The 22935-nt window shown below is 72.9% G+C and carries 22 protein-coding genes; 10 read left to right on the top strand and 12 right to left on the bottom strand.

Going from position 1 to position 22935, the window contains the following annotated elements; translation table 11 throughout:
* Nucleotides 1-69: 69 nt before the first annotated feature.
* The 3 genes from AB0K14_RS20450 to AB0K14_RS20460 all read left to right on the top strand — a co-directional run bounded on the left by AB0K14_RS20450 (nucleotide 70) and on the right by AB0K14_RS20460 (nucleotide 2062).
* Entirely contained in the window at nucleotides 70-912 is an 843-nt protein-coding gene (locus tag AB0K14_RS20450) for a helix-turn-helix domain-containing protein (RefSeq protein ID WP_360451558.1), read from the top strand.
* A gap of 10 nt (nucleotides 913-922) precedes the next feature.
* Nucleotides 923-1567 (top strand): AAA family ATPase, encoded by a 645-nt coding sequence (locus tag AB0K14_RS20455; protein WP_360451560.1) that lies wholly within the window; start codon nucleotides 923-925, stop codon nucleotides 1565-1567.
* Nucleotides 1568-1633: 66 nt separating this feature from the next.
* Nucleotides 1634-2062 carry a MarR family transcriptional regulator gene (locus AB0K14_RS20460; RefSeq protein WP_360451562.1) on the top strand — a complete coding sequence of 143 codons (429 nt, stop codon included), beginning with the start codon at nucleotides 1634-1636 and terminating at the stop codon, nucleotides 2060-2062.
* On the opposite strand, the gene AB0K14_RS20465 is transcribed toward AB0K14_RS20460, so the two are convergent.
* The 4 genes from AB0K14_RS20465 to AB0K14_RS20480 form a co-directional block, all read right to left on the bottom strand.
* Entirely contained in the window at nucleotides 2063-2941 is an 879-nt protein-coding gene (locus tag AB0K14_RS20465) for a hypothetical protein (protein WP_360451564.1), read from the bottom strand. It abuts the gene before it with no gap.
* Nucleotides 2938-3654 carry a hypothetical protein gene (locus AB0K14_RS20470; RefSeq protein ID WP_360451566.1) on the bottom strand — a complete coding sequence of 239 codons (717 nt, stop codon included), beginning with the start codon at nucleotides 3652-3654 and terminating at the stop codon, nucleotides 2938-2940. Before AB0K14_RS20470 ends, AB0K14_RS20465 begins: the two co-directional genes overlap by 4 nt.
* A gap of 96 nt (nucleotides 3655-3750) precedes the next feature.
* The gene (locus AB0K14_RS20475) at nucleotides 3751-5037 is read right to left on the bottom strand and encodes a M20/M25/M40 family metallo-hydrolase (RefSeq protein ID WP_360451568.1); all 1287 of its coding nucleotides are present in this window, start codon (nucleotides 5035-5037) and stop codon (nucleotides 3751-3753) included.
* Nucleotides 5030-5857 carry a M55 family metallopeptidase gene (locus AB0K14_RS20480; RefSeq protein ID WP_360451570.1) on the bottom strand — a complete coding sequence of 276 codons (828 nt, stop codon included), beginning with the start codon at nucleotides 5855-5857 and terminating at the stop codon, nucleotides 5030-5032. The genes AB0K14_RS20475 and AB0K14_RS20480 overlap by 8 nt, the downstream gene beginning before the upstream one ends.
* 130 nt (nucleotides 5858-5987) lie before the next feature.
* Here AB0K14_RS20480 and AB0K14_RS20485 point away from each other — a divergent pair, with 130 nt between their 5' ends.
* The 4 genes from AB0K14_RS20485 to AB0K14_RS20500 are packed head-to-tail and all read left to right on the top strand — an operon-like array spanning nucleotide 5988 to nucleotide 11201.
* Nucleotides 5988-7733, top strand: a complete 1746-nt coding sequence (locus tag AB0K14_RS20485; protein WP_360451572.1) for an ABC transporter substrate-binding protein — start codon at nucleotides 5988-5990, stop codon at nucleotides 7731-7733.
* Nucleotides 7730-8686 carry an ABC transporter permease gene (locus AB0K14_RS20490; RefSeq protein WP_360451574.1) on the top strand — a complete coding sequence of 319 codons (957 nt, stop codon included), beginning with the start codon at nucleotides 7730-7732 and terminating at the stop codon, nucleotides 8684-8686. The genes AB0K14_RS20485 and AB0K14_RS20490 overlap by 4 nt, the downstream gene beginning before the upstream one ends.
* Nucleotides 8683-9567 (top strand): ABC transporter permease, encoded by an 885-nt coding sequence (locus AB0K14_RS20495; RefSeq protein ID WP_360451576.1) that lies wholly within the window; start codon nucleotides 8683-8685, stop codon nucleotides 9565-9567. The genes AB0K14_RS20490 and AB0K14_RS20495 overlap by 4 nt, the downstream gene beginning before the upstream one ends.
* Nucleotides 9564-11201, top strand: coding sequence for an ABC transporter ATP-binding protein (locus tag AB0K14_RS20500; protein WP_360451578.1), 1638 nt, complete (start codon nucleotides 9564-9566; stop codon nucleotides 11199-11201). Before AB0K14_RS20495 ends, AB0K14_RS20500 begins: the two co-directional genes overlap by 4 nt.
* Here the strand turns inward: AB0K14_RS20500 and AB0K14_RS20505 are convergent.
* The 3 genes from AB0K14_RS20505 to AB0K14_RS20515 are packed head-to-tail and all read right to left on the bottom strand — an operon-like array spanning nucleotide 11185 to nucleotide 14056.
* Nucleotides 11185-12396 (bottom strand): acyl-CoA dehydrogenase family protein, encoded by a 1212-nt coding sequence (locus AB0K14_RS20505; protein WP_360451580.1) that lies wholly within the window; start codon nucleotides 12394-12396, stop codon nucleotides 11185-11187. The genes AB0K14_RS20500 and AB0K14_RS20505 overlap by 17 nt on opposite strands.
* Nucleotides 12396-13418 (bottom strand): phosphotransferase family protein, encoded by a 1023-nt coding sequence (locus AB0K14_RS20510; RefSeq protein WP_360451582.1) that lies wholly within the window; start codon nucleotides 13416-13418, stop codon nucleotides 12396-12398. Before AB0K14_RS20510 ends, AB0K14_RS20505 begins: the two co-directional genes overlap by 1 nt.
* Complete coding sequence (locus AB0K14_RS20515; RefSeq protein WP_360451584.1) at nucleotides 13415-14056, bottom strand: HAD family phosphatase; 642 nt, start codon at nucleotides 14054-14056, stop codon at nucleotides 13415-13417. The genes AB0K14_RS20510 and AB0K14_RS20515 overlap by 4 nt, the downstream gene beginning before the upstream one ends.
* Before the next feature lie 185 nt (nucleotides 14057-14241).
* Here AB0K14_RS20515 and AB0K14_RS20520 point away from each other — a divergent pair, with 185 nt between their 5' ends.
* Nucleotides 14242-15069, top strand: coding sequence for an NAD(P)H-binding protein (locus AB0K14_RS20520; protein ID WP_360451586.1), 828 nt, complete (start codon nucleotides 14242-14244; stop codon nucleotides 15067-15069).
* A gap of 135 nt (nucleotides 15070-15204) precedes the next feature.
* Here the strand turns inward: AB0K14_RS20520 and AB0K14_RS20525 are convergent, their stop codons facing one another.
* A complete protein-coding gene (locus tag AB0K14_RS20525) occupies nucleotides 15205-15729 on the bottom strand; it encodes a DUF6886 family protein (protein WP_360451588.1) in 525 nt (174 codons plus the stop codon).
* A gap of 317 nt (nucleotides 15730-16046) precedes the next feature.
* A complete protein-coding gene (locus tag AB0K14_RS20530; RefSeq protein WP_360451590.1) occupies nucleotides 16047-16481 on the bottom strand; it encodes an Hsp20/alpha crystallin family protein in 435 nt (144 codons plus the stop codon).
* Between the two features lie 110 nt (nucleotides 16482-16591).
* On the opposite strand from AB0K14_RS20530, the gene AB0K14_RS20535 reads away from it, so the two are divergent.
* Entirely contained in the window at nucleotides 16592-17161 is a 570-nt protein-coding gene (locus AB0K14_RS20535; RefSeq protein ID WP_360451592.1) for a hypothetical protein, read from the top strand.
* A 441-nt stretch (nucleotides 17162-17602) separates the two neighbouring features.
* On the top strand, nucleotides 17603-19207 hold the full coding sequence (locus AB0K14_RS20540; protein ID WP_360451594.1) for a PQQ-binding-like beta-propeller repeat protein: 1605 nt from the start codon (nucleotides 17603-17605) through the stop codon (nucleotides 19205-19207).
* 134 nt (nucleotides 19208-19341) lie between these two features.
* Here AB0K14_RS20540 and AB0K14_RS20545 read toward each other — a convergent pair whose 3' ends face one another.
* From AB0K14_RS20545 to AB0K14_RS20555, 3 genes are read right to left on the bottom strand one after another with little or no spacing between them, the layout of a single operon-like run.
* Nucleotides 19342-20019, bottom strand: a complete 678-nt coding sequence (locus AB0K14_RS20545; protein ID WP_360451596.1) for a dienelactone hydrolase family protein — start codon at nucleotides 20017-20019, stop codon at nucleotides 19342-19344.
* Nucleotides 20016-20882 (bottom strand): LD-carboxypeptidase, encoded by an 867-nt coding sequence (locus tag AB0K14_RS20550; protein WP_360451598.1) that lies wholly within the window; start codon nucleotides 20880-20882, stop codon nucleotides 20016-20018. Before AB0K14_RS20550 ends, AB0K14_RS20545 begins: the two co-directional genes overlap by 4 nt.
* Nucleotides 20879-22810: a prolyl oligopeptidase family serine peptidase gene (locus tag AB0K14_RS20555; RefSeq protein ID WP_360451600.1), complete on the bottom strand. Its 1932-nt coding sequence runs from the start codon at nucleotides 22808-22810 to the stop codon at nucleotides 20879-20881. The genes AB0K14_RS20550 and AB0K14_RS20555 overlap by 4 nt, the downstream gene beginning before the upstream one ends.
* Nucleotides 22811-22935: the final 125 nt, after the last annotated feature.

A 22935-nucleotide genomic window follows, 5' to 3' on the forward strand; every position in this document is an offset into this window, starting at 1 on the left:
GCACGCTAGGGCGTCGGCGCGGGGTGGGGCGACCGTCCGGGGACTGGAGTTGTTCCTACAGTTGTCGGAATGCAGGAGCTGCTGGACGAGCTGTCCCTGGTGCTGGGACGCGGGGTGTCGGTGGACGACGTGGCGGGCCGGGTGGTGGGGCACAGCGCCCAGACCGACGACGTGGACCAGGCCCGGGTGCGGGCGATCCTGACCAGGCGGGTGCCGGCGGACGTGGCGGCGTGGCAGGAGCAGCACGGCATCGCGGGGGCGACGGGACCGGTGCGGGTGCCGGCGAACCCGGCGTTGGGGTTCGAGCAGCGGGTGGGGTTCCCGTTGCGGCACAACGGTGTGCTCGTCGGCTACCTGTGGGTGCTCGGTGACGTGCCGGAGCTCGACCTGGGTGGCAGGCTGGTGGCGTTGGCGGCGCGGGTGCCCGCCGGTGAGCGGACGCCGGTGCGGGTGGTGGTGGCGTTGCAGCCGCGGGTGGTGCGCACGGTGCCCGCCGGTGACGTCCTGCCGGACCTGTCGGGGCACGTCGGGATCAGCGATCCGCACCCGCCGGACCGGGCCGGCGCGGCGTACCGGCAGGCGTTGGCGGCGGCGGAGCTGGCGCGGCTGGACCCGGCGTTGCCCGACGTGGTGCGGTGGTCGGAGCTGGGCGCGTACCGGTTGTTGCTCGGCGCGGCGCCGGAGGAGGTGCTGGCGGGGCTGTCGGAGGTGCTGCTGCGCACGTTGGAGGTGTACCTGGACGCGGGCTGCGAGGTCCGGGTCGCGGCACAGCGCCTGCACCTGCACCGCACCAGCCTGTACTACCGGCTGGGCCGGATCGCCGAGCTGACCGGCCGCGACCTGGCCGACGGCGGTGCCCGGCTGGAGCTGCACCTGGCGCTCAAGCTCGTCCGGTTGGCGCGGCGCGCGTAGGGTCGACCGGGTGCTGCTGTGGATCAACGGCCCTTTCGGGGGTGGCAAGACGCAGACCGCGCACGAGATCCGGCGCAGGCTGCCGGGCAGCTTCCTCAGCGATCCCGAGCACGTCGGGTTCGCGCTGCACCGGATGACGCCACCCGCGCTGCGCGGCGACTTCCAGGACGTGGCGGCGTGGCGGCAGGGCGTGGTCGAGGTGCTGGACCGGGCGTTGACCGGGCACGACGGGGTGATCGTCGTGCCGATGACGGTGGTGGAGCCCGCGTACTTCCGGGAGATCGTCGGCGGGGTGCGCGGCCGCGGCCACGACGTGCGGCACTTCGCGTTGATGGCCGAACGGGAGACCGTGGTGCGGCGGCTGCGGGAACGCGATCTCGTCCACGCGGCGCGCGCCGTGCTCGACCCGGATCGTGCGGGCAGGGGCGCCCCGCGGCGGGAGAGCTCCGCGATGAGGATGCTGGACCGCTGCCTGGAACGGCTGCGCGAGCCGGAGTTCGCCGAGCACGTGTGGACCGACCACCTCACGGTGCCGCAGGTCGCCGATCGCATCGCCGCGTCGGCCGGGCTCGCGTTGAGGCCGAACACCGACGGCCGGCTGCGCGGCGGCCTGCGGCGGACGTGGACTTCGGTGAAGCACATCCGCTTCGGCTAGCGGCGCGACCGGCCGGGCACGACACGATAGTGTGATCGACTTCGCCGACCGATGTCGAGGAGTGACGTGCCCGCCGACCTCGGCCTGCTGCTGTACCTGCCGCACCGCGAGTTGGAGGACCGGGTGTTCGCCGCCCTGGCGGGGGCGGGGTTCGACGACGTGACGCCCGCGCAGGCCAGGGTGTTGCACCGCATCGACCCGGACGGGTCGCGGTTGGCCGAGCTCGCGGAGGCCGCGCGGATCACCAAGCAGACCGCCGGTTTCCTGGTCGACCAGCTCGAACGCGCGGGGTACGTGGAGCGCGGCCCGGATCCGACCGACGCGCGGGCCCGGTTGATCCGGGTGGCCGAGCGGGGGCGGGAGACGATCCCTGTCTGCTCGGCCGCGATCGCGCAGGTCGAGCGGGAGTGGGCCGCGCACCTGGGCAGGCCGCGGATGGCGGCGCTGCTCGACGCGCTGGCCCGGTTGCGCGAGATCACCGACCTCGACCGGTAGTCACACGCAGGCCGGTGGTCGGTGCTGCGGTCCGTGGCGCAGCTCGACGCGGATGTCGTCGTTGTCGGCGAGGACCACCACCGTGCCGCGGTCCCGGGTCCAGCCGTCGGAGACCAGGAAGTACTGGGCGCCGACCTTGTCGAACAGGCGCAGGCCCAGGTAGCGGAACCGGTAGCGGGAGCCGTCGGCGGGCAGGGGTTCCTCGCAGGCGCCGGGCGCGGTGATGTGCAGGCGCTCGGCGGCGTAGACGACGACGGCGGTCTTGCCGAGCACGTCCGCGGCGTAGTCGCGGGCCAGGTCGACGCCCCTGACCTCGGCGTAGTTGCCCGCCGACCAGAACAGCGACAGCGACACCACGGCGAAGGCGAGCACCCTGGTCCAAGCGGGGTGGGTGTCGGGGCGGCGCAGCAGGCTGCCGTACAGCGACAGCAGGATCCCGCCGCCGACCGCGAGCGGGAACGCGTAGAAGCTGGTGACCGGGAACAGCAGGCCGAGCACGACGGTCAGGGCGGGCAGGAGCAGCCAGGCCGCCGCCAGCACGGCCGACAGCGCCCGTCCGGCCTTGCCGGGTCTCGCGCCCGCCGCGCGCACGCGGGGTTCCAGCCAGCGGCAGACCAGGGCGATCACCACGACGACGGCCAGCAGCAGGAACACCGGCCCGACGCTGCGCAGCACGTAGTCGGTGGTGGACATGCCGAGCACGGCGCTGTCGATGCCCAGCTCGCGGGCCTGCACGTCGCTGCGCCGCCAGCCGAAGTACACCAGCAGTCCGGTGATCACCGTGACGTTGGCCAGCGCCTCGCCGACGCGACGCACCGCGTCCGGCTGGTCGGCGCCGGCCTTGGCGTCGGGAGCGTCCCGGTCGGCCGAGCCGGTCATGACGTCGTCGTGGTCGCCGTGCGGGTGCGCGTCGTCGTGCTGGTGGGCGTGGTGGTCGTGACCGTGGTGGTCGTGGTGGTGGCTTCGTTCGAGTCGGTGCGCGGGTCGTCTTTGGCCTGCCGGTCGGGCCACTCGGGTGGCGAGCCCTTGGTGCAGGCGAAGCTCCCGGGGTCGCGTTGGTCGAGGACGCTGCGCACGGCCTGGTAGGTCGGGCAGTCGACCGGCTCCGTGGACCCGAACTCCAGGTTCCAGCGGTGGCGGGCAATGCGCCCGTACATCGCGCGGGCCTGGGACTCGTCGCCCATGCAGAGGTCGATGGCGGCCTGGTAGAGCAGCACGTTGCGGGGACTCAACATCCCTTTCCACGCGCCACGGTCGAGGAATTCCTGGGCCGCCTGGCAGTTCCGGTCCCTGGCCAGACGCTGGTACACGATGTCCTCGTTGGTTGCGATGGACGAGGGGCCTTCGGGCAGAAACCAGCCATAACGGGTACCGGTCGCGGTCTCGCCGCCGGTCTCGCCGCCGGTCGTGCCGGTCGTCTCCCCGCCGGTCGTGCCGCCCGTTTCACCACCGCTGCCGGTGGTCCGGGTGGTGGTGGTCGCCGAGTCGGTCGTGGTGCGGCCGGTCGGGCTGCCGAACACCCCGCTCCCGCACGCGGCGACGCCGAGTGCGACCGCCACCGCGAACGTGCTGCGTGCGATGTGTGGCCACATGGTGTCGGCCTCCCTTCGCCCCTCACTGTGAGGAGGGTCCGACGGAGGGAGGAGTACCGCGACCTGTGTCCCCTTTCGGGTGATTCGTGGTGGTCGTCAGGACGACAGGAAGCGGTCCAGGACGCGGGTGCCGAACCGCAGGCCCTCCACGGGCACGCGTTCGTCCACGCCGTGCGGCATGGCGCGGTAGTCGTAGCCGGGCGGCAGGGACAGCGGCGCGAAGCCGTAGCAGTCGATGCCCAGCCGGCTGAACGCCTTGGCGTCGGTCCCGCCGCCCATGCAGTAGGGCACGACCACGGCGTCGGGGTCCTCGGCGCGCAGGGCGGCGGCCATCGCGTCGAACCACGGCGAGTCGATCGGCGCCTGCACGGGCGGTTCGTCGGCGATGAACTCGCGCCGCACGTCGGTGCCGAGCGCGACGTCGATGGAGGCGAGCAGCTCGTCCACGGTGCCGGGCAGGGTGCGCACGTCCAGTTCGGCGGTGGCGCTGCCGGGGATCACGTTCACCTTGTAGCCAGCCCGCAGCACGGTGGGCGTGACGCTGTTGCGGATCGTGTTCTCGACCAGCTTCGCGGCGGAGCCGAACCGGGCGATGGTGGCGTCGACGTCGGTCAGGTCGACCGGGACGTCGAGCGCCGCTCCGACGCGTTCGATGAACGCCCGCACGGTGGGCGTGAGCCGCACGGGGTGCTCGATGGCGGCGACGCGGGCGAGCGCGGCCAGCAGTTTCACCACGGCGTTGTCGTCGTTGCGCCGCGACCCGTGCCCGGCCCGGCCGGTGGCGGTGAGCCGCAGGTGGGAGGTGCCGCGTTCGGCGGTGCCGATGGGGTAGACGCGGTGCTCGCCGACGGGGTAGCAGTAGCCGCCGGACTCGCTGATGGCGGTGGCGCAGCCGGCGAAGAAGTCGGCGTGGTGGTCGACCAGCCAGTGCGCGCCGAACTCGCCGCGGTCCTCCTCGTCGGCGACGAACGCGAGCACGATGTCGCGGCGGGGCCGGCGGCCCTCGCGGGACCAGCCGCCCAGCACGGCCAGCACCATGGCGATCATGTCCTTCATGTCGACCGCGCCGCGGCCCCACAGGTAGCCGTCGCGTTCGATCCCGGCGAACGGCGGCACGCTCCACTCGGCGGCGTCGGCGGGCACCACGTCCAGGTGCGCCTGCACGAGCAGCGCGGGCAGGTCGGGTTCGGTGCCGGGCACGCGGGCCAGCACGTTGCCGCGGCGTGGCGCCGGTTCGAGCACGGTGGCGGGCACGCCGACCGCGTCCAGGTGGCCGGCGACGAACTCGGCGGCCTCCCGTTCACCGGCGGACCGACCGCCGCCGTGGTTGGTGGTGTCGAACCGCAGCAGCGCTGCGCACAGATCGACGACGTCCTCAGCCATAGATACCCTCCACCGCCCCCGCCGCGATCGCGGTGACGACCTTGAACGCCTGCATCGCCAGTGTCATGGAGGCCGCGTCGAACCCGACCCGGCGTGCTCCGGTCTGCTCCACCGTAGGCACGACCGCCGCGGCGGCCGCCAGGTGGGTGGCGTCGAACTCCACCTCGACGCGGTGCGGCGCGACCGTACCCGGCCGGTGACCGGCGCGGCGCATGGCGATTTCGGCGGCGGAGGTGATCAGTTCGGAGGTCACCCCAGGGGGCGAGCAGAGCGCGGCGTAGCGGCTCACGCACTCCTTGACGGCGACGAGCCCGGCGTCGGGCGCGTAGTCGCGGGCGTCGTCGCAGGCCTTGTCGTCGCCGGTCACCAGCAGCACCGGGACGCCGTGCTCGGCGGCCAGGGCGGCGTTGAGCCTGCCCTCGCTCGCGGGCACGCCGTCCAGCCACACACCGGTGATGGAGTTCTCCAGGTAGGTGTGCGCGAGCACGCCCTCTTGGCCCGCGCCCGCGTGGTAGCCGAGGAACACCACGCCGTCCACGCCGGAGTCGATGCCCTGCATCATCGACAGCGGCTTGTGCCGTCCGGTGAGCAGCCGGGCGCGCGGGTCGAGGTCCTCCAGCAGCAGGTTGCGCTGGGAGGAGTGGGCTTCGTTGACGATCACGTCGGTCGCGCCGCCCGCGTGGGCGCCGGCGACGCAGGCGTTGACGTCACCGGTGAACAGCCGGCGGAACCGCTGCCACTGCTCGGTCTGCGGGACGACGTCGGCGGTCCAGGTGACCCCCGTCGCCCCTTCCATGTCCGCCGAGATCAGGATCCGCATGGGTTCACCGTACCGAGGCCATGTCGGTTCTTGACGCAAGCGTCACCATAGTGGTTACTTCTTGACTTCCACGCACGGGCGGGAGGCGGTCACTGTGGGTATCCGGCGATTCGGTGCGGTCACGGCGGCGATGACTTTGGTGGTGTTGCTCGCGCCCACGCCGGCGCGGGCGCAACAGGCGGTGACCCTGAGGGTGGCCATCATCCAGCAGGTGGATTCGCTCAACCCGTTCCTGTCGATCTTCCAGGCCGGCACCGAGGTCGGCAGGCTGATGTACGACTACCTGACCGCCTACGACGTCAAGGACCAGCGCCCGGTGGAGGGCCTGGCCGACCGGTGGGAGTCCTCGGAGGACCGGCTGACGTGGACCTTCCACATCCCCGAGGGCAAGAAGTGGTCCGACGGGAAGCCGATCACCGCCAAGGACGCGGCGTTCACCTACGACCTGATGATGCGCGACGAGACCGCCGCCACGGCCAACGGCAGCTTCACCGCCGACTTCGAGTCCGTCACCGCCACCGACGACCGCACGCTGGTGATCAAGACCAAGCAGCCGCAGGCGACCATGCTGGCGCTGGACGTGCCGATCGTGCCCGCGCACGTGTGGTCCGGGGTCACCGACATCGGCGAGTACCGCAACGACCAGACCCCCGTGGTGGGCAGCGGGCCGTTCGTGCTGACCGAGTACAAGGCCAACGAGTTCATCCGTTTCAAGGCCAACGAGGGCTACTGGCGGGGCGCGCCGAAGTACGACGAGCTGACCTTCACCTACTACAAGTCCGCCGACGCCGCGGTGCAGGCGTTGGGCAAGGGCGAGGTCGACCTGGTCAACCGGATGGGTCCGGCGCAGTTCGACTCGCTCAAGGACAAGAGCGGCATCACGCGCAACCAGGCGCAGGGGCGCCGCTTCAACGAACTGGTGATCAACTCGGGTGCGGCGACGCGCACCGGTGAGCCGATCGGCGACGGCCACCCGGCGTTGAAGGACGTCGTGGTGCGCCGGGCGATCGCCAAGTCGCTGGACCTGGACGCGATCATCGAGCGGGTCAACGGCGGCTACGCGCAGCGCGGCACCGGCCCGATCCCGCCGGTGTTCGCCGACTACCACCTCACGCCCGAGTCGGTCCACCCCCACGACCCGGCGGCGGCGAACGCCGAGCTGGACCGGGCGGGGTACGCGCGCGGCGCGGACGGCATCCGGGTCTCGCCGCAGGGCAGGCGGATGGAGCTGCGGCTGCTCGGGCACGCCGGCCGTGCCTACGACGAGCAGACCGGCGAGTTCGTCAAGCGGTCGCTGGCCGACCTGGGCATCGTGGTCGACGTGCAGGTCGTGTCGGACAACCAGCTCAACGAGTCCAGCACGGCCGGGACGTTCGACCTGGTGTTCTCCGGCTGGGGCACCAACCCCGACCCGGACTTCATCCTGTCGCTGCACACGTGCGGCCAGCGGCCCAACGCCGACGGCAAGGGCGGCACCACCGACACGTTCTTCTGCGACCCGGAGTACGACGCCCTCTACGCCCGGCAGCGCACCGAGTTCGACCCGGCCAAGCGGCGTGAGCTGGTGCTGGAGATGCAGCAGCGGTTCTACGACCAGGTCCCGGCGGTGATCCTGGGCTACGACAACGCGCTGGAGGCCTACCGCAGCGACAAGTTCGCCTCGTTCCCCGTGCAGCCCGACCCCGGCGGCGTGATCATGGCGCAGAACGGGGTGTGGGGGTACTACGGCGCCACGCCGGTCTCGGCGACCGGCGGGGACACCGGGTCCGACACCGGTCTGGTGGTGGGCGTGGTCGGCGGCGCGTTGCTCGTGCTGGTCGGCGGCGCGTGGCTGGTGGGTCGGCGGCGCGGGCTGCGCGCGGAGGACCGCGAGTGATCCGGCACCTGGCGGGCAAGGTCGGCGGCGCGCTGGTCAGCCTGCTGTTCGTGGTGACGCTGGGCTTCCTGCTGTTCCGGGTGATCCCCGGCGACCCGGTGGTCGCGATGACGCGGGGCCGTCCGGTCACCGGCGACCAGATCGCGGAGCTGCGCGTGCGGCTGGGCGTGGACAAGCCGTTGACCGAGCAGTTCCTGGACTACCTGGCGGCGGCCGCGCGCGGCGACTTCGGCACCTCCTACGTCTACAGCCGGCCGGTGCTGGAGCTGATCGGCGAACGGCTGTGGCCGACCGTGCTGCTGACCGGCACGTCGACCGTGCTGGCCGTGGTGATCGGGCTGTGGCTGGGCATCCGGGGCGCGTGGCGGCGCGGGTCGCGGTCGGACCGGATCTCCACGGGGCTGGCGCTGGCGCAGTGGGCGATGCCGACGTTCTGGTTGGGGATGCTGCTGTCGCTGGCCACCGGCGACCTGTTCCCCAGCGGCGGCATGCGCTACCCGGACACGCCGCCGGACTTCCTGTCGCAGGCGCTGGACGTCGCCCACCACATGGTGCTGCCGTGCCTGACCATGATCGCGGTGGTCTACGCGCAGTACCTGCTGGTGATGCGGTCCTCGCTGCTGGAGGAGATGCACGCCGACTACCTGACCACGGCGCGCGCGAAGGGGTTGCGCGAGGACCTGGTGCGCCGCCGCCACGCCGTGCCCAACGCGCTGCTGCCGACCGTGACGCTGGTGTTCCTGCACCTGGGGCTGGTGGTGTCGGGGGCGATCACGGTGGAGACGGTGTTCTCCTGGCCCGGGTTGGGCCTGTTGACCTACGAGGCGCTGACCGGGCCGGACCTGCCGCTGCTGCAGGGCACGTTCGTGGTGCTGGCGGGAGCGGTGATCACCATGAACGTGTTCGCGGACCTGCTGTACCGGGTGCTGGACCCGCGGGTGCGTGCGGCATGACGGCGATCGCGTGGCAGCGGCGGCGCGCCGCGGCGGGTGCGACGTGGCGGGAGTTCGCCTCCCAACGCGGCGGCCTGGCCGGGTTGGTCGGGCTGGCCGTGATCACGGTGCTGGCGGTGCTCGCGCCGCTGGTGACCGACGCGTCGGGGCTGGACGTGACGCGGGTGACCGCGCGGCCGTGGGAGCCGCCGTCCTCGGAGCACTGGCTGGGCACCGACCACAACGGGCGGTCGGTGCTGCTGCTGACGTGGTGGGGCACGCGGATCTCGCTCGTGGTGGGTCTCGCGGCCACGGTGTTGTCGGTGCTGATCGGTACCGTGGTCGGGATCGCGGCGGCGCACTTCGGTGGGTGGGTGTCGGCGGTGCTGATGCGGTTCACCGACTTCTTCCTGGTGCTGCCGTCGTTGGTGCTGGCGATCGCGTTGTCGACCGTGCTGCCGCGCGGGCTGGGCACGATCGTGCTGGCCATCGGGGTGACGGCGTGGCCCGCGACGGCGCGGCTGGTGCGGGCGCAGACGCTGGCGGTGGAGGCGCGGCCGTTCATCGAGCGGGCGCGGGCATTGGGCGGCGGGCACGGTCACGTGATCGGCCGGCACGTGCTGCCCGCGGTGCTGCCGCTGGTGTTCGTGAACACGACGTTGACGGTGGCCAGCGCGATCGTGGCGGAGTCGACCCTGTCGTTCCTCGGGTTGGGCGACCCGACGCGGGTGTCGTGGGGATCGTTGCTGCACGCGGCGAACATGCACGGCGCGGTGTCGCAGCGGGCGTGGTGGTTCCTGGTGCCGCCCGGTCTGGGCGTGGTGTGCGTGGTGCTGGCGTTCACGCTGTGCGGGCGGGCCCTGGAGACGGTGCTCAACCCGAGGCTGAAGGGGGAGCGGTGAGCAGCCTGCTGGAGTTGCGGGACCTGAGCGTGCACTACCGGGGCGCGCGCGGCGAGGTGACGGCCGTGCGGTCGGTGTCGCTCGCGCTCCAGGCGGGGCAGACGCTGGGGCTGGCGGGCGAGTCGGGCTGCGGCAAGTCGACCGTGGCCATGTCGGTGCTGCGGCTGCTGCCCCGCAACGCCCGCGTCGAGGGGCGGGTGCTGCTCGACGGGGAGGACGTGCGGGGCATGTCGTGGGGCCGGCTGCGCGCGGTGCGGTGGGCGGCGGCGTCGGTGGTGTTCCAGGGCGCGATGCACGCGTTGAACCCGGTGCACCGGGTGGGCGAGCAGATCGCCGAGCCGATGCGGCTGCACGGCGTCACCGGGTCGGTGTCGGCGCTGCTGGAGCAGGTGGACCTGCCCGCGCGGGCGGCCCGCGCCTACCCGCACGAGCTGTCCGGCGGGCAGAAGCAGCGGGTGATGATCGCGATGGCGCTGGCGTGCGAGCCGCGGCTGGTCATCGCCGACGAGCCCACCACGGCGCTGGACGTGGTGGTGCAGGCGCAGGTGCTGGACGTGCTGACCCGGCTGGTGTCCGAGCGCGGCATCGGGTTGGTGATGATCAGCCACGACCTGTCGGTGCTGGCCTCGACGTGCGACCGGCTGGCCGTGATGCGGCACGGTCAGGTCGTGGAGGAGGGCCCGGCGCGGGAGGTGATCACCTCGCCGACCCACCCGCACACCCAGGCGCTGGCCGCCGCGTTCCCGACCGTGGGCGATCCGGCGTCACGGCACGTCGCCCCGTCCGAGGTGCCCGCCGACGGGCCGGTGCTGCTGCGCGCCGAGGGTGTGCGGGTGGACTTCGGCGCGACCACCGCCGTGGCCGGGGTGGACCTGGAGGTGCGGGCGGGCGAGATCGTCGCCCTGGTCGGCCAGTCCGGGTCGGGCAAGACCACCCTCGCCCGCACGCTGCTCGGCCTGCAGAAGCCGACCTCCGGCCGGGTGCTGTTCGAGGGTGCCGAGATCCCGCGCTCGGCGTCGCGCCTGCGTGCCTACCGGCGGCAGGTGCAGCTGGTGCTGCAGGACCCGACGAGCGCGCTGAACCCGCGGCACTCGGTGTACGAGTCGGTCGCGGAGGGTCTGCGGATCCACCGGGTGCCCGGTGACGAGGCCGAGCGGGTGGCCGCCGCGTTGTCGCAGGCCGAGCTGCGCCCACCGGAGCTGTTCTTCCCGTCGTTGCCGCACGAGCTGTCCGGCGGCCAGCGCCAACGCGTGGTGATCGCGGGCGCGTTGGCGCTGGGGCCGCGGCTGCTGATCGCCGACGAGCCGGTGGCGTCGCTGGACGCCTCCGTGCGCGGCGAGATCCTGGCGCTGCTGCTGCGGCTGCGCCGTGAACTGGGCCTGGCCGCGCTGGTGATCACCCACGACCTGGGCCTGGCGTGGACCATCGCCGACCGGGTCGCCGTGATGTACCGGGGCGAGCTGGTGGAGCAGGGCACGGTGGAGCAGGTGCTGCTGTCACCACGGCACGACTACACCCGCACCCTGCTCGCGGCCGTGCCGCACGACCACCGCAGCACCCGGCCGACCTGGACCACCGCGGCACCCGACGACCCACGTCGTCCCCGCCCCGACCCGGTCACAGGTACCGCTTGAGCTCCCGCTTCGCCAACGACATGCGGTGCACCTCGTCGGGCCCGTCGGCCAGGCGCAGCGTCCGCGCCGCGGCCCACAGCTCGGCCAGCGGGAAGTCCTGGCTTACGCCGCCCGCGCCGTGCGCCTGGATCGCCTTGTCCAGCACCCACTCCGCCATGATCGGCGTGCCGATCTTGATCGCCTGGATCTCGGTGTGCGCGCCCTTGTTGCCGACGGTGTCCATCAGCCACGCCGTCTTGAGCACCAGGAGCCTGGCCTGCTCGATGCGCACCCGCGCCTCGGCGATCCACTCCTGCACCACGCCCTGCCGCGCGATGGGTTGGCCGAACGCGACCCGCGAGACGGCGCGGCGGCACAGGAGCTCCAGCGCGCGTTCGGCGATGCCGATCAGCCGCATGCAGTGGTGGATGCGGCCGGGGCCCAGGCGGGCCTGGGCGATCGCGAAGCCCTCGCCCTCGCCGGCGATGAGGTTGTCGGCGGGCACGCGGACGTCCTCGAACACGATCTCGGCGTGGCCGCCGTGGGAGGCGTCGGTGTAGCCGAACACGTGCATGCCGCGCTTGACGTGCACGCCCGGCGTGTCGCGCGGCACCAGGATCATGGCCTGCTGGCGGTGCCGTTCGGCGTCGGGGTCGGTCTTGCCCATCACGATGAAGATCGCGCAGTTCGGGTTCATCGCGCCCGAGGACCACCACTTGCGGCCGTTGACGACGTACTCGTCGCCGTCGCGCACGATGCTGGTGGCGATGTTGGTGGCGTCGGAGGACGCGACGTCGGGCTCGGTCATGCAGAACGCGGACCGGATCTCGCCGTCCAGCAGGGGCCGCAGCCACTGCTTCTTCTGCTGCTCGGTGCCGAACATCGTCAGCACCTCCATGTTCCCGGTGTCCGGCGCGGCGCAGTTGAGCGCCTCGGGCGCCAGGTGCGGACTGCGGCCGGTGATCTCGGCCAGCGGCGCGTACTGCAGGTTCGTCAGGCCACCGCCGTGCTCGGCGTCGGGCAGGAACAGGTTCCACAGGCCCTGCCTGCGGGCCTCGGCCTTCAGCTCCTCCAGCACCGCCGGCCGGGCCCACGGGTCCTCGGCCTCGGCCAGCTGCCGCTCGGCGACCGGTTCGGCGGGGTAGACGAACTCGTCCATGAACCGCAGCAGCCTGCCGCGCAGTTCCTCGGTCGTGGCGTCGTAGGCGAAGTCCATCAGTGCTCCCCTGAGCTCGCGGCGAGTCCCTGCCGGACCAGCGGCAGGATGAGTTGGCCGATCTGGTCGAACCCCGCGCCCACGGTCTTGCCGCGGGTGAAGCGGAAGTGGATGCCTTCGAGGATCACGGCGAGCTTGAAGTACGCGAACGCCGTGTACCAGGCCAGGTTGCCGGTGTCGGCGCCGCTGCGCTCGGCGTAGCGGCGCACCAGCTCCTCGGTGCCGGCGAACCCGGGCAGCGTGGGCACGGTACCGGTGATCGGGTCGTCCTCCCGCCCGTCGCCCTCCCGCGCGCCGATGCCGTTCCAGTACACGCACAGCAGGCCGACGTCGGCGAGCGGGTCGCCCAGCGTCGCCATCTCCCAGTCGAGCACCGCGCTGATGTCCAGCGGGTCCCGGGTGACCAGGACGTTGTCCAGCCGGTAGTCGCCGTGCACGATCGTGGCGCGCGCGGAGTCGGGGACGCTGCCGGCGAGCCGGTCGCGCAGCTTGTCGATGCCGGGCAGCTCGCGGCTGCGGGAGGCGTCCAGCTGCTTGCCCCAGCGGGCGACCTGGCGCGTGAGGAACCCGTCGGGGCGGCCGAAGTCGGCCAGGCCGACCTCGGCCGGGTCGACGGCGTGCAGGTCGGCGAGCACCTCGACCAGCCGTTCGGACAGGACGCGGGCGGAGTCGGGGGTCAGCCACGGGCACTGGTCGCGGTGCCGCAGCGCCACGCCCGGCACCTCTTCCATCAGGTAGAACGGCGCGCCGATGACGTCGGCGTCCTCGCACAGCAGCTCGACGCGCGGCACCGGCACGGCGGTGTCGGCCAGCGCCTTGATCACCCGGTGTTCGCGGGACATGTCGTGGGCGGTGGCGAGCACGTGCCCCAGCGGCGGGCGGCGCAGCACCCAGCGCTGGTCGCCGTCGGTGATCCGGTAGGTCAGGTTGGACCGGCCGCCGGGGATGAGTTCGCCGGTCAACGGGCCGGTACTCAGGTGGGCGGCGAGCCGGTCGAGGTCCAGGCCGGGCAGTCCGGTCATGCGGCGACCCCCCTGAGCCGGGTGATCACGGCGCGCGTCGAGTCGGCGTCGGTGTGCCGGTGGGCGTGCAGGCCGACCGCCTGCGCCGCCTCGACGTTGACCGGCGCGTCGTCGAAGAACACGCACCGGTGGGCGGGCAGGCCGATCAGGTCCAGGGTGTGGTGGAAGATGCGCGGGTCCGGCTTGCGCAGCCCGACCCGGCCGCTGATCACGATCGTGTCGAACAGCTCCAGCAGCAGCTCTTCGGGGTAGCCCTCGCCCCAGCTGTTGGACAGCAGCACGGTCCGCAGGCCGTCGGCGCGCAGTTCGCGGACCAGCTCCACCATCTCCGGGTCGGGGTCGGCGCTGCCGAACATGCGGCGCAGCAGGCCCTCGGCCGCGACCTCGTGCCCGTCGAGGGTGAGCAGCTCCGCCGCCAGCAGTGCCTCGAACTCCGCGACCGTCAGTTCGCCGGTCTCCAGGCGGGCGACCGGGTTGTCGGGCGCCGCGTCCCGGGCCATCCAGTTCCGGATCGCCCGGCGGTAGCGGTCCTGGTCGATGTTCTCCGAAGCCAGCCAGTCGTCGATGAAGGTGGGCACGGAGACCGTGAGCACGCCACCCCAGTCCAGCACCACCGCGTCGATGCGCCGTTCGTCCACGCCGCGAGGGTACCGACCGGTCGGTATGTAGGCAACCCGTGGCGGTCGGCGCCCATTTCGGGAAAACGTGAACGCGGTGTTCGCATTTGACAACCGGGTAATTTCCGGGGCATTGTCCCGCTTGTCGGAGAAACACCCTTTTTACGGCCCTCACCAGGGCTTGTTCGACGTGCGCGGAGGTCGGGATGCCTGTTCTGGTCACCGGTGCGACCGGCACCGTAGGACGGTGCGTGGTGCGCCGACTGCTCGACGCGGGCGAGTCGGTGCGTGCGCTGACGCGTGATCCGGCGAGGGCCCGGTTGCCGGCGTCGGTGGAGGTGGTGGCGGGTGACTTCACCGACCCGTCGTCGCTGCGCGCGGCGTTGCGCGGGGTGCGGCGGGTGCACCTGGTGTCGATGGAGGGTGACGGTCCCGCGATCGTGGACGAGCTGGTGCGGGCCGGTGTGCGGCGGCTGACGCACCTGGGGCACGACGACCCGAGCCGCTCCGACGACGACCCGCTGGAGTCCTGGCACCGGGTGTTCCACCGGGCGATCGAGTCGTCCGGGATGGAGTGGACGCACCTGTTCCCCGGCGAGTTCATGGCCAACACCAGGGAGTGGGCCTCCTCGATCCGCGCTCAGGGCGTGGTGCGGGCGCCGTTCGGCGACTGGAACAGCGCCATGGTGCACGAGGACGACATCGCGGCGATCATCGTGACGGCGTTGTCGCAGGACGGGCACGCCGGGCGGACCTACCAGCCGACCGGCCCGGAGCCGGTGCGGCGGCGGGACGCGGTGCGGATGATCGGCGAGGCGATCGACCGTGAGGTCGGGTTCGTGGAACTGACCCCGGACCAGGCCCGTGACCTGTGGCGGGAGGTGTACCCGCCCGAGGTGGTCGAGTGGTTCCTGGAGATGGGCCGGTACCCCGACGGCAACGCCTGGGTGTCGCCCGACGTGGAGCGGGTGCTGGGCCGTCCGGGCCTGACGTTCGACCGGTGGGCGCGCGACCACGCCGCCGACTTCCGCTGAACCACGTCCGGTTGCGCGTGATCAGGTCAGGTCAGGTCAGGTGCGGTCGGGTCTGGTTGGGCGTGGTCCGGTGTAGTGGGCTCGGGTCCGGTGTGGTGACGGGTCGCGTCCGACGGACCGGTGCGCGGGTCTGGGTCAGGTCGGTTCGGGCCGTGCGTTGCGCAGGCGGATGCCGCTGAACCCGAGCGTGCTCGCGGTCACCCGGTGCCAGAACGGCCACAGGTCGGTCGTCAGCCGCAGTTCGATGCCCGCTTCCTCGTGCAACGCGAGCAGGTCGCCGACCGGCTCGGGCGGGCCGAGCGGTGCGACGGGTTCGGTGGCCACGTGGGCGTTGGGCGGGTCGCCGAACGGCCGGAACGCTCGTGCGTCGAACCGGTAGGCGTACAGGCGGGCGGTCCGCAGCCGGTCCAGCCAGCCGAACTCGATCACGTGCACCCGTTCGGCGCCCAGCCACGCCCGGTCCTCGGCGCGGGTGGTCGGCTCCGCCCACGCCATCGCGCGCGGGCACTGGCGCGGGAACCAGTAGTCGGGCGAGCGCCGGTGGTCCACGGCCCACACGTAGGCCTCGGGCTGTCGTGCCGTCGCCGCGACGTGCGGTTCGAACCGGGTGATCGTGGGGTCTTCGGAGAAGTGCAACACTTCGCCGGGCGCCGGTCGCATGACCGGCGATCTTCGCGCACGCCCGCGGGCACCGGCCACCGAATTCCGCCGGATTCGTACGCACCCGACATGCCCGCGCCCGCCGGTCCGTGTGACCAGTCCGCACACGACATGCGTGCTCGGGCCGTCTCCCCGCCTGGCGTGTACCTCGGCGTGTGCGCACCGGCCGTGTATCCGTCGGGCGTGTGCACTGGCGGTGGGTCCGTCGGTCGGGCATGTGCGTCCCGAACGTGGCCGCTGTTCTTGGTGGTGCGATGTGCACCGGGCCTACCTGCCGTAGACCCGGTGCACATCCGGCATCCGACGGCGTCGGGTCGTCAGGCGTTGATCTCCTTGGGTGCGCCGTCGGTCTGGCCGATGGTGATCTTGCGCGGCTTCGCCTTCTCCGCGACGGGGATGCGCAGCGTCAGCACGCCGGAGTCGTAGTCGGCCTTGATCCGGTCGACGTCGAGCGAGTCACCGAGGAACAGCTGGCGGGAGAACACGCCCAGCGGTCGCTCGGACAGCTGCATCTCGACGTCGTCGGTGCGGTTCGGGCGACGCTCCGCCTTGACGGTCAGGATGTTGCGCTCGACGTCGAGGTCGATCGCGTCCGGCGCGACACCGGGCAGGTCGAACTCGACCACGAACTCGTCACCGGCACGGTAGGCGTCCATCGGCATGGGCGTGGGCCGCGACCACGTGCCCGGCCCGGTGAGGAACTGCTGCGCGAGCCGGTCGAGCTCCCGGAACGGGTCCGTGCGCATCAACATCGGGAACACCTCCTGGTCTGTGGGGTCAATGCGCTGTCTGCGCTGCCGATTCAGTTCTACCACGTCGTCAAGTCGTTGACAACACCCGACGTCATCGGTAGGTTGACCTCATGGCGATCGGGGACTACGAGACCGTCCGAGAGGCGGCGACCGGGGAAGACCTCAGTGCCGGGCAGGTGCTGTCCGCGCTGGTCCTCCTGCGGCGACTGCGCGAGGAGCTGACCGGATGGGAACCGCAGCTGATCGCCGCGGCGCGCGAGCTGGGCACGAGTTGGGCCGAGCTGGCGCCCGCGCTGGGCGTGGCCAGCAGACAGGCCGCCGAGCGGCGGTACCTGAGGCTGCGCCCGTCGGAGCTGGGCGCGACGGCCGAGGGCCGGGTGCGGGCCGAGCGGGACAAGAGGGCGGCCGACCGGGCGGTGTCGCAGTGGGCGCGCGACAACGCCGCGTCGCTGCGCAGCCTGGCCGGTCAGGTCGGCCGGATGGACATGGTGGTGCACTCGGCGCTGGCGGAGGACGACGCGGTGGCCCTGCTGGAGCCGTTGCTGGCGTCGCTGGGCAAGGTGCGGGACAGCCACCCGGAGCTGGCCGACGAGATCCAGGCCGTCGGCGACCAAGCGGAGGAGGTGCGCCGCGACACCCGGACCTCGCGCAACAACCCGACGCTCCGCGACAACCCCTGACCGCACGCCACCCGTGACGACCCGCCCCCGCCCTCACCCGACCGCCCGTGGACGGCACCTGACCGGGCCGCGCCGCGGACGGCACTTCGAGCGGGCGGCCGCGCGTGGACGGCAGACCGGCGACGAGCGTGCTGCCGACCGCCCAGCCGTGACCACCGCCTGACCACTGCCTGACCGCGCCCGTGACGACCCGCCCCCGACCGGGCTGCGTTGTGACGCCTTGCGTTGTGGCTCCCTGCGTTGTCGGCTCACTGCGGTGCGAGAAGCCGTCGGTGGCAGGCGCGCGGAGGGTAGTCCCGCGCGGTGGTCGGGGGATCAACCGATCGGCTCGGTCGGGGTCGACCTTCCGACGAGGGGATCCGCCCCTTTCGCGGATCGTGGCGTCGGGTTCCTGCTGCCACGGTGGGGAGGTCGTCCACCAGTGCCGGAGGGGAGTCGGGGATGGCGATCTCTGAACGGGCGGTGGCGTTGGTCGCCGTGGCGTCGGCGGTGGTGTTGTCGGCCGCCGCGTCCACGTCGGCCTCGCCGGGCCGGTCGGGTGACTGGGCCACGTGGTCGAAGGACGCGGCCGGTTCGCGGTACGCCGCCGCGGAGTGGCGGATCACGCCGCGCACGGTGTCGAGGTTGACCGTGAAGTGGGCGTTCGCCTTCCCCAAGTCGGCCGCACCGGTGCGCAGTCAGCCCGCGGTGGTCGGCGGGGTCGCGTTCTTCGGCGGGCCGGACGGGAAGTTCTACGCGCGCGACGCGAGGACGGGCGCGCCGGTGTGGACGACGGACCTGTCGGGGATCGCTCCGGGCCCCCGCCCGGCGATCCCGTGGGACAGCCCGTCGGTCTCGGGCGGGCGGGTGTACTTCGGCGACCTGCGGGGGTTCGTGTACTCGCTGGACCAGGCCACGGGCCGCGTGGTGTGGGCGGAGCAGGTCGACGCGCACCCGTCGGCGACGGTGACCAGTTCACCGATCGTGCACGACGGGAAGGTCTACGTCGGCACGTCCAGCGGTGAGAACGCGGCCAACAGCCCGGACGGCACCACCGACGACCCGAACTACCCGTGCTGCACGTTCCGCGGCCACATCGACGCGCTCGACGCGCGCACCGGCGAGCTGGTGTGGCGGCACCACACCGTGCCCGAGCCGCAACCGGTCGGCACGTGGCCGAGCGGCGCGACCCGGTACGAGCCGTCCGGTGCCGGGGTGTGGAGCTCACCGGTGGTGGACCCGCACAGCGGGACGGTCTACGTCGGCACCGGGCAGAACTACACCGGCAGCGCGGGCGACTTCGACACGATGCTCGCCCTGGACCACCGCACGGGCGCGGTGAAGTGGCGCAACCAGGTCACGAAGGCCGACACGTGGCGCGGGTTGTGCAACAGCCCCGACCCGGAGGGCTACTGCCCCGGCCTGAAGGACGGCTCGGCGCTGGACTACGACATCGGCGCGACACCGAACCTGTTCACCGCGGGCGGCCGCAAGCTGGTCGGGGTCGGCCAGAAGTTGGGCGTCTACCACGTGTTCGACGCGGCGACCGGCGAGGTGGTGTGGCGGCGGCAGCTGGGTGTCCCGCTGCCCAGCGGCGGCATCTCGGGCATCCAGTGGGGCACGAGCTTCGACGGGCACCGGTTGTACGTGGCGACGTACTTCGCCGACCCGGGCACGGTGTTCGCGGTGGACCCGGCGACGGGCCGGGTGCTGTGGGAGACGCCGAACCCGGCGGACGGCTGCACGACCGGCGGTGCCGCCGCGCACCCGGAGGTCTGCTCGTTGGGCCACGGTCCGGCGGTGACCACCAGTCCGGGTCTGGTGTGGGAGGGCGGCAACGACGGCAAGATGCGGGCGTACTCGGCCCGCGACGGCCGGGTGCTGTGGACCTACGACACCGTGCGGGACTTCACCGGGGTCAACGGGCTGCCGGGTCGTGGCGGCACGATCTCCGGTGGCGGCGGCGGGGCGGTCGTGGCCGACGGGATGGTGTACGTGCAGGCGGGGTACGCGCCGGAGTACCCCAATCCCGACGGCGGCGACGTGCTGCTCGCGTTCGGCCTGTGACCGTCGCACCGTGGGCCGGCACCACCCACCCGGCACCACCCGACCCGGCACCGGGTCCGACCGCTGGCAGGCCGACCGTCGGCAGGCCGCACGCGGTGCCGGGTCGGGCGTTCAGGCGGTGCCGGGTCGGGTGGTCAGGCGGGGAAGGTGCGGGCGAGGAAGCCGGTGGTGAGGTCCCAGGCGGTGGCTGCGGCGGTCGGGTTGTGGAACCTCGGGGCGGCGTGGTTGTGGAAGGCGTGGCCCGCGTCCTCCTGGACGTGGATCTCCGCGTTCGGCACCCCGCCGACCGCGTCCACCACGCGTTGCACGGCGTCGCGCGGGATGAACGGGTCCTGGCCGCCGAAGTGGAACTGGGTGGGGCAGGTGATGGCGTCGATCGCGCCGATCCGGTCGGGCACGCCGGAGCCGTAGAACGACACGGTGACGTCGGGGTCGGCGGCCACCGCGGTCTCGTAGGCGATGGACCCGCCGAGGCAGAAGCCGAAGACGCCGGCGCGCCCGGTGCGGGCCCGCAGCTGGTCGAGGGTGGCGATGACGTCGGCCACGCCGCCCGCGAAGTCGAAGCGGCCGGAGACCTCCATGGCGGAGGCGAGGCCGGCCTCGTCGTGGGCGCCGGACCAGCCGGGCGCGACGCGCCAGAACAGTTCGGGGACGGCGACGACGTAGCCGAGGGCGGCGAGGTCGGCGGCGACGGACTTCAGGTAGGAGTCCAGGCCGAAGATTTCGTGGACCAGCACGATGCCGGGGCCCTGCCCGGAGGCCGGTTCCCACACGGGTGCGTCGAACTCGCCGTCGGCGACCTTGATCTTCACGCCCCTACGATTACCACACCGGTGGAGCCGTCGACCTCGACTTGCACACCCAGCGGTACGGTGCGCTGGCCGTCGCAGTGCCCGAAGCCGGCGTCGGCGACGATCGGCACGCCGAGCCCGCCCAGCCGGTCGGCGAGCACCGCCGACGGGTCGCCGCACCCGGTCCAGGAGCCGAGGACGAGCCCGGCGACCCGGTCGAACCACCCGGACCGCAGCAGCCCGGTGAGGATCCGGTCGAGGCGGTAGGGCTCTTCGTTGACGTCCTCCAGCAGCACGATCGCGCCGTCGGGCGGTGGCGCCTCGAACAGGCTGAGGGTGCCGCCGGCGGCGACACCGCGGGCGGTCCCCGGCACGAGGCCGACGCCGTCGTAGGAGGACACGCCGGTGAACAGGGCGGCGCGGAGTCGTTCGCGGGCGGCAGTGTCCTCGACGAACGCCCTGGTGCCGACCATGGGGCCGAACCAGGTGGGTGCGCCGTGCCGCCCGAACCGCTCGTGCAGGACGGTGGTGTCGCTGGAGCCGACGAAGACCTTGCGGTGCGCGGCGACGGCGGTCCAGTCGACCAGGTCCACCATCCGCAGGCTGCCGTACCCGCCGCGGGCGCACAGCACCCCGGCCACCGACGGGTCGAGCCAGGCCTGTTGGAACGAGCGGGCGCGGTCGGCGTCGTGGCCGGCGAGGTAGTCCAGGGTGGGGTGGGTGTCCAGGACGTGGGGCGCGAGCAGCACGTCCAGGCCCCACTGGCGCAGCCACGTCGTGCCGGCGTCGAGGAGTTCGGCCGGGACCGGTCCGGCGGGGCTGACCACGGCGACCCGGTCGCCCGGCCGCAGCAGCGGCGGCCGGGCGGGGGCGTCGGGTGTCACCGGCGCAGCTCCAGGACCGGGATCCCGTCGGGGGTGAAGCCGAGGACCTGCCCGTAGAACGACAGCTCGGCCTCCAGCGCGGCGACGATCGTCTCGGCCTTGCGGAACCCGTGCTGTTCGCCTTCGAACGTCAGGTAGGCGTGCGGGATGCCGGTGCCGTCCAGCGCGCTCGCGAACCGGTCGGCCTGGTCGGGCGGGCAGATCTCGTCCTCCAGGCCCTGCAGCAGCAGCACGGGCCCGGCCAGCCGGTCGACCCGGTGCGACGGCGACCGCTCGGCGTACCGGTCGGCCGTCGCGGGCCACGGCCCGACCAGGCCCTCGACGTAGCGGGACTCGAAGTCGTGGGTCTCGCCGCCCTCGCCGGTCCAGCCGGCCAGGTCGAGGATGGGGAACGCGACCATGCCGCATCGGTAGGTCTTCACCGAGGTCAGCGACGCCGCGGAGGTCCAGCCGCCCGCGCTGCCGCCGCGGATGGCGAGCCGGGCGCCGTCGGCGGTGCCCTCGTCGGCGAGGGCCTGCGCGACGGCGGCGCAGTCCTCGACGTCGACGACGCCCCACTGCTCGCGCAGCCGTTCGCGGAACGCCCGGCCGTACCCGGTGGAGCCGCCGTAGTCGACGGCGACCACGCCGATGCCGCGGCTGGTCAGGTAGGCCAGCTCCGCGTCGAGCACGGGTGCGGAGCGGCCGGTGGGCCCGCCGTGGACGTGCACGACGTAGGGCGGTTTCTCGTCGTCGGGTCCGGCGAAGTCGGGGTTGCGCGGCGGGTAGACGTAGGCGGGCACGTCGCCGCCCGGGCCGGTGAACACGCGGTGCTCGGGCACCGGCAGGTACGGCGTCGGCAACGCCGACCCGCCGGGGGTGTGTTCGGTGAGCACGCCGGTGGACAGGTCCAGCGACACCACGGCGGACTCGGTCAGCGGTCCGGCGGCGCCGCTGACCACGACGCCGTCGTGCACGGCGAGGTGGGCGTGCCAGAAGGGCAGGTCCACCTCGACGTCGGTGACGGTGCCGCTGCGCTCGTCGAGCACGGCCAGCGCGCCGGAGCGCAGCACGGCGTGGCGGCCGGGGCCGATGGTGGCGAACCACCGGTTGCCCAGCCGCCACATCGGCCCGCCCAGCTCCTCGGCGCACGGGGCGAGGTTGTGGCGGGTGCCGTCCAGGCCGATGCGGAACAGGTTCCACCAGCCGTCGGGGTCGGTCAGGGCGAGCAGGGAGGGTGTCGGGTCGGCGGCGGGCGCCTCCCACTCGACCTGGCACACGGCCTCGGTCCCGCCGCCGGCGAGCACCCGGTACTGCGCGGAGCCGACCTCGGCCACGCACAGCTCGGTGCCGTCCCACGGCATGCGGGGGTGGTCCCAGCCGATCCAGGCGTAGTGGCGGCCGTCGGGCGAGAGCCGGGGTCCGGTCATGAAGTGGTGGCTGGCGGCGAGCACGCGGGGCGGAGAGCCGTCCAGCGGCAGCGCGACCAGGTCGCGGCGCACGTCGGTGCGGGCGTCGCCGGTCACGGTCTCGCGCACGCACCACACCTCGGCGTGGTCGGGTCCGGCGGTGAGGTCGGCGTAGCGGTGGCCGTGGTGGCGGGCGGGCTCGGGGCTGAGCGGGACGGGCCGCGGGTCGTCGGGGTCGAACACGTAGACGCGCTGGTCGTCCCAGTTGGTGAACGCCACGCGCGTCCCCTCGGGGGTGTCCAGCACGACCCAGGGCCGGCCGCCGTACTCGTGGACGCGGTTGCGCACGTTCCACGGCGGCGGCAGCAGGTCCTGCCCGTCGCGCACCAGCGCGACCCGGCCGCCCTCGGCGGGGCGGCCCTCGGCCCACCAGGGGCGACCGTCGTGCAGGTCGACCCAGTGCAGGCCCCCGCCGGCCGCGGCGGCGTCGGCCGCGCCGATGGGCGATGTCCACGTTCCGTACGGTGCGATCGTCACCACGCGCCGACCTTATCGGTGCCCGTCGCGGGCCCGTCGGGGCCGACCGGCGGTGGGCCGTGTTCGCCGGTCGGGGAAAAGCCGGGGGCAGGGCTGCCGATCTTGCTCGCGTGGCCTAGGGTCGTCGT

Origin of the sequence: Actinosynnema sp. NPDC050801 (assembly GCF_040673975.1) — a bacterium.
In the GTDB taxonomy this organism is placed as follows: Bacteria; Actinomycetota; Actinomycetes; order Mycobacteriales; family Pseudonocardiaceae; genus Actinosynnema.

Excerpts from the sequence above, each read along its gene's own strand:
- AB0K14_RS20475 (WP_360451568.1), bottom strand. The coding sequence starts at position 5,037 with ATGGCTGAGGACGTCGTCGATCTGTGCGCAGCGCTGCTGCGGTTCGAC.
- AB0K14_RS20530 (WP_360451590.1), bottom strand. The coding sequence starts at position 16,481 with ATGTTGATGCGCACGGACCCGTTCCGGGAGCTCGACCGGCTCGCGCAG.
- AB0K14_RS20450 (WP_360451558.1), top strand. The coding sequence starts at position 70 with ATGCAGGAGCTGCTGGACGAGCTGTCCCTGGTGCTGGGACGCGGGGTG.
- AB0K14_RS20540 (WP_360451594.1), top strand. The coding sequence starts at position 17,603 with ATGGCGATCTCTGAACGGGCGGTGGCGTTGGTCGCCGTGGCGTCGGCG.
- AB0K14_RS20465 (WP_360451564.1), bottom strand. The coding sequence starts at position 2,941 with ATGACCGGCTCGGCCGACCGGGACGCTCCCGACGCCAAGGCCGGCGCC.
- AB0K14_RS20495 (WP_360451576.1), top strand. The coding sequence starts at position 8,683 with ATGACGGCGATCGCGTGGCAGCGGCGGCGCGCCGCGGCGGGTGCGACG.
- AB0K14_RS20480 (WP_360451570.1), bottom strand. The coding sequence starts at position 5,857 with ATGCGGATCCTGATCTCGGCGGACATGGAAGGGGCGACGGGGGTCACC.
- AB0K14_RS20510 (WP_360451582.1), bottom strand. The coding sequence starts at position 13,418 with ATGACCGGACTGCCCGGCCTGGACCTCGACCGGCTCGCCGCCCACCTG.
- AB0K14_RS20485 (WP_360451572.1), top strand. The coding sequence starts at position 5,988 with ATGACTTTGGTGGTGTTGCTCGCGCCCACGCCGGCGCGGGCGCAACAG.
- AB0K14_RS20470 (WP_360451566.1), bottom strand. The coding sequence starts at position 3,654 with ATGTGGCCACACATCGCACGCAGCACGTTCGCGGTGGCGGTCGCACTC.
- AB0K14_RS20535 (WP_360451592.1), top strand. The coding sequence starts at position 16,592 with ATGGCGATCGGGGACTACGAGACCGTCCGAGAGGCGGCGACCGGGGAA.
- AB0K14_RS20505 (WP_360451580.1), bottom strand. The coding sequence starts at position 12,396 with ATGGACTTCGCCTACGACGCCACGACCGAGGAACTGCGCGGCAGGCTG.
- AB0K14_RS20520 (WP_360451586.1), top strand. The coding sequence starts at position 14,242 with ATGCCTGTTCTGGTCACCGGTGCGACCGGCACCGTAGGACGGTGCGTG.
- AB0K14_RS20525 (WP_360451588.1), bottom strand. The coding sequence starts at position 15,729 with ATGCGACCGGCGCCCGGCGAAGTGTTGCACTTCTCCGAAGACCCCACG.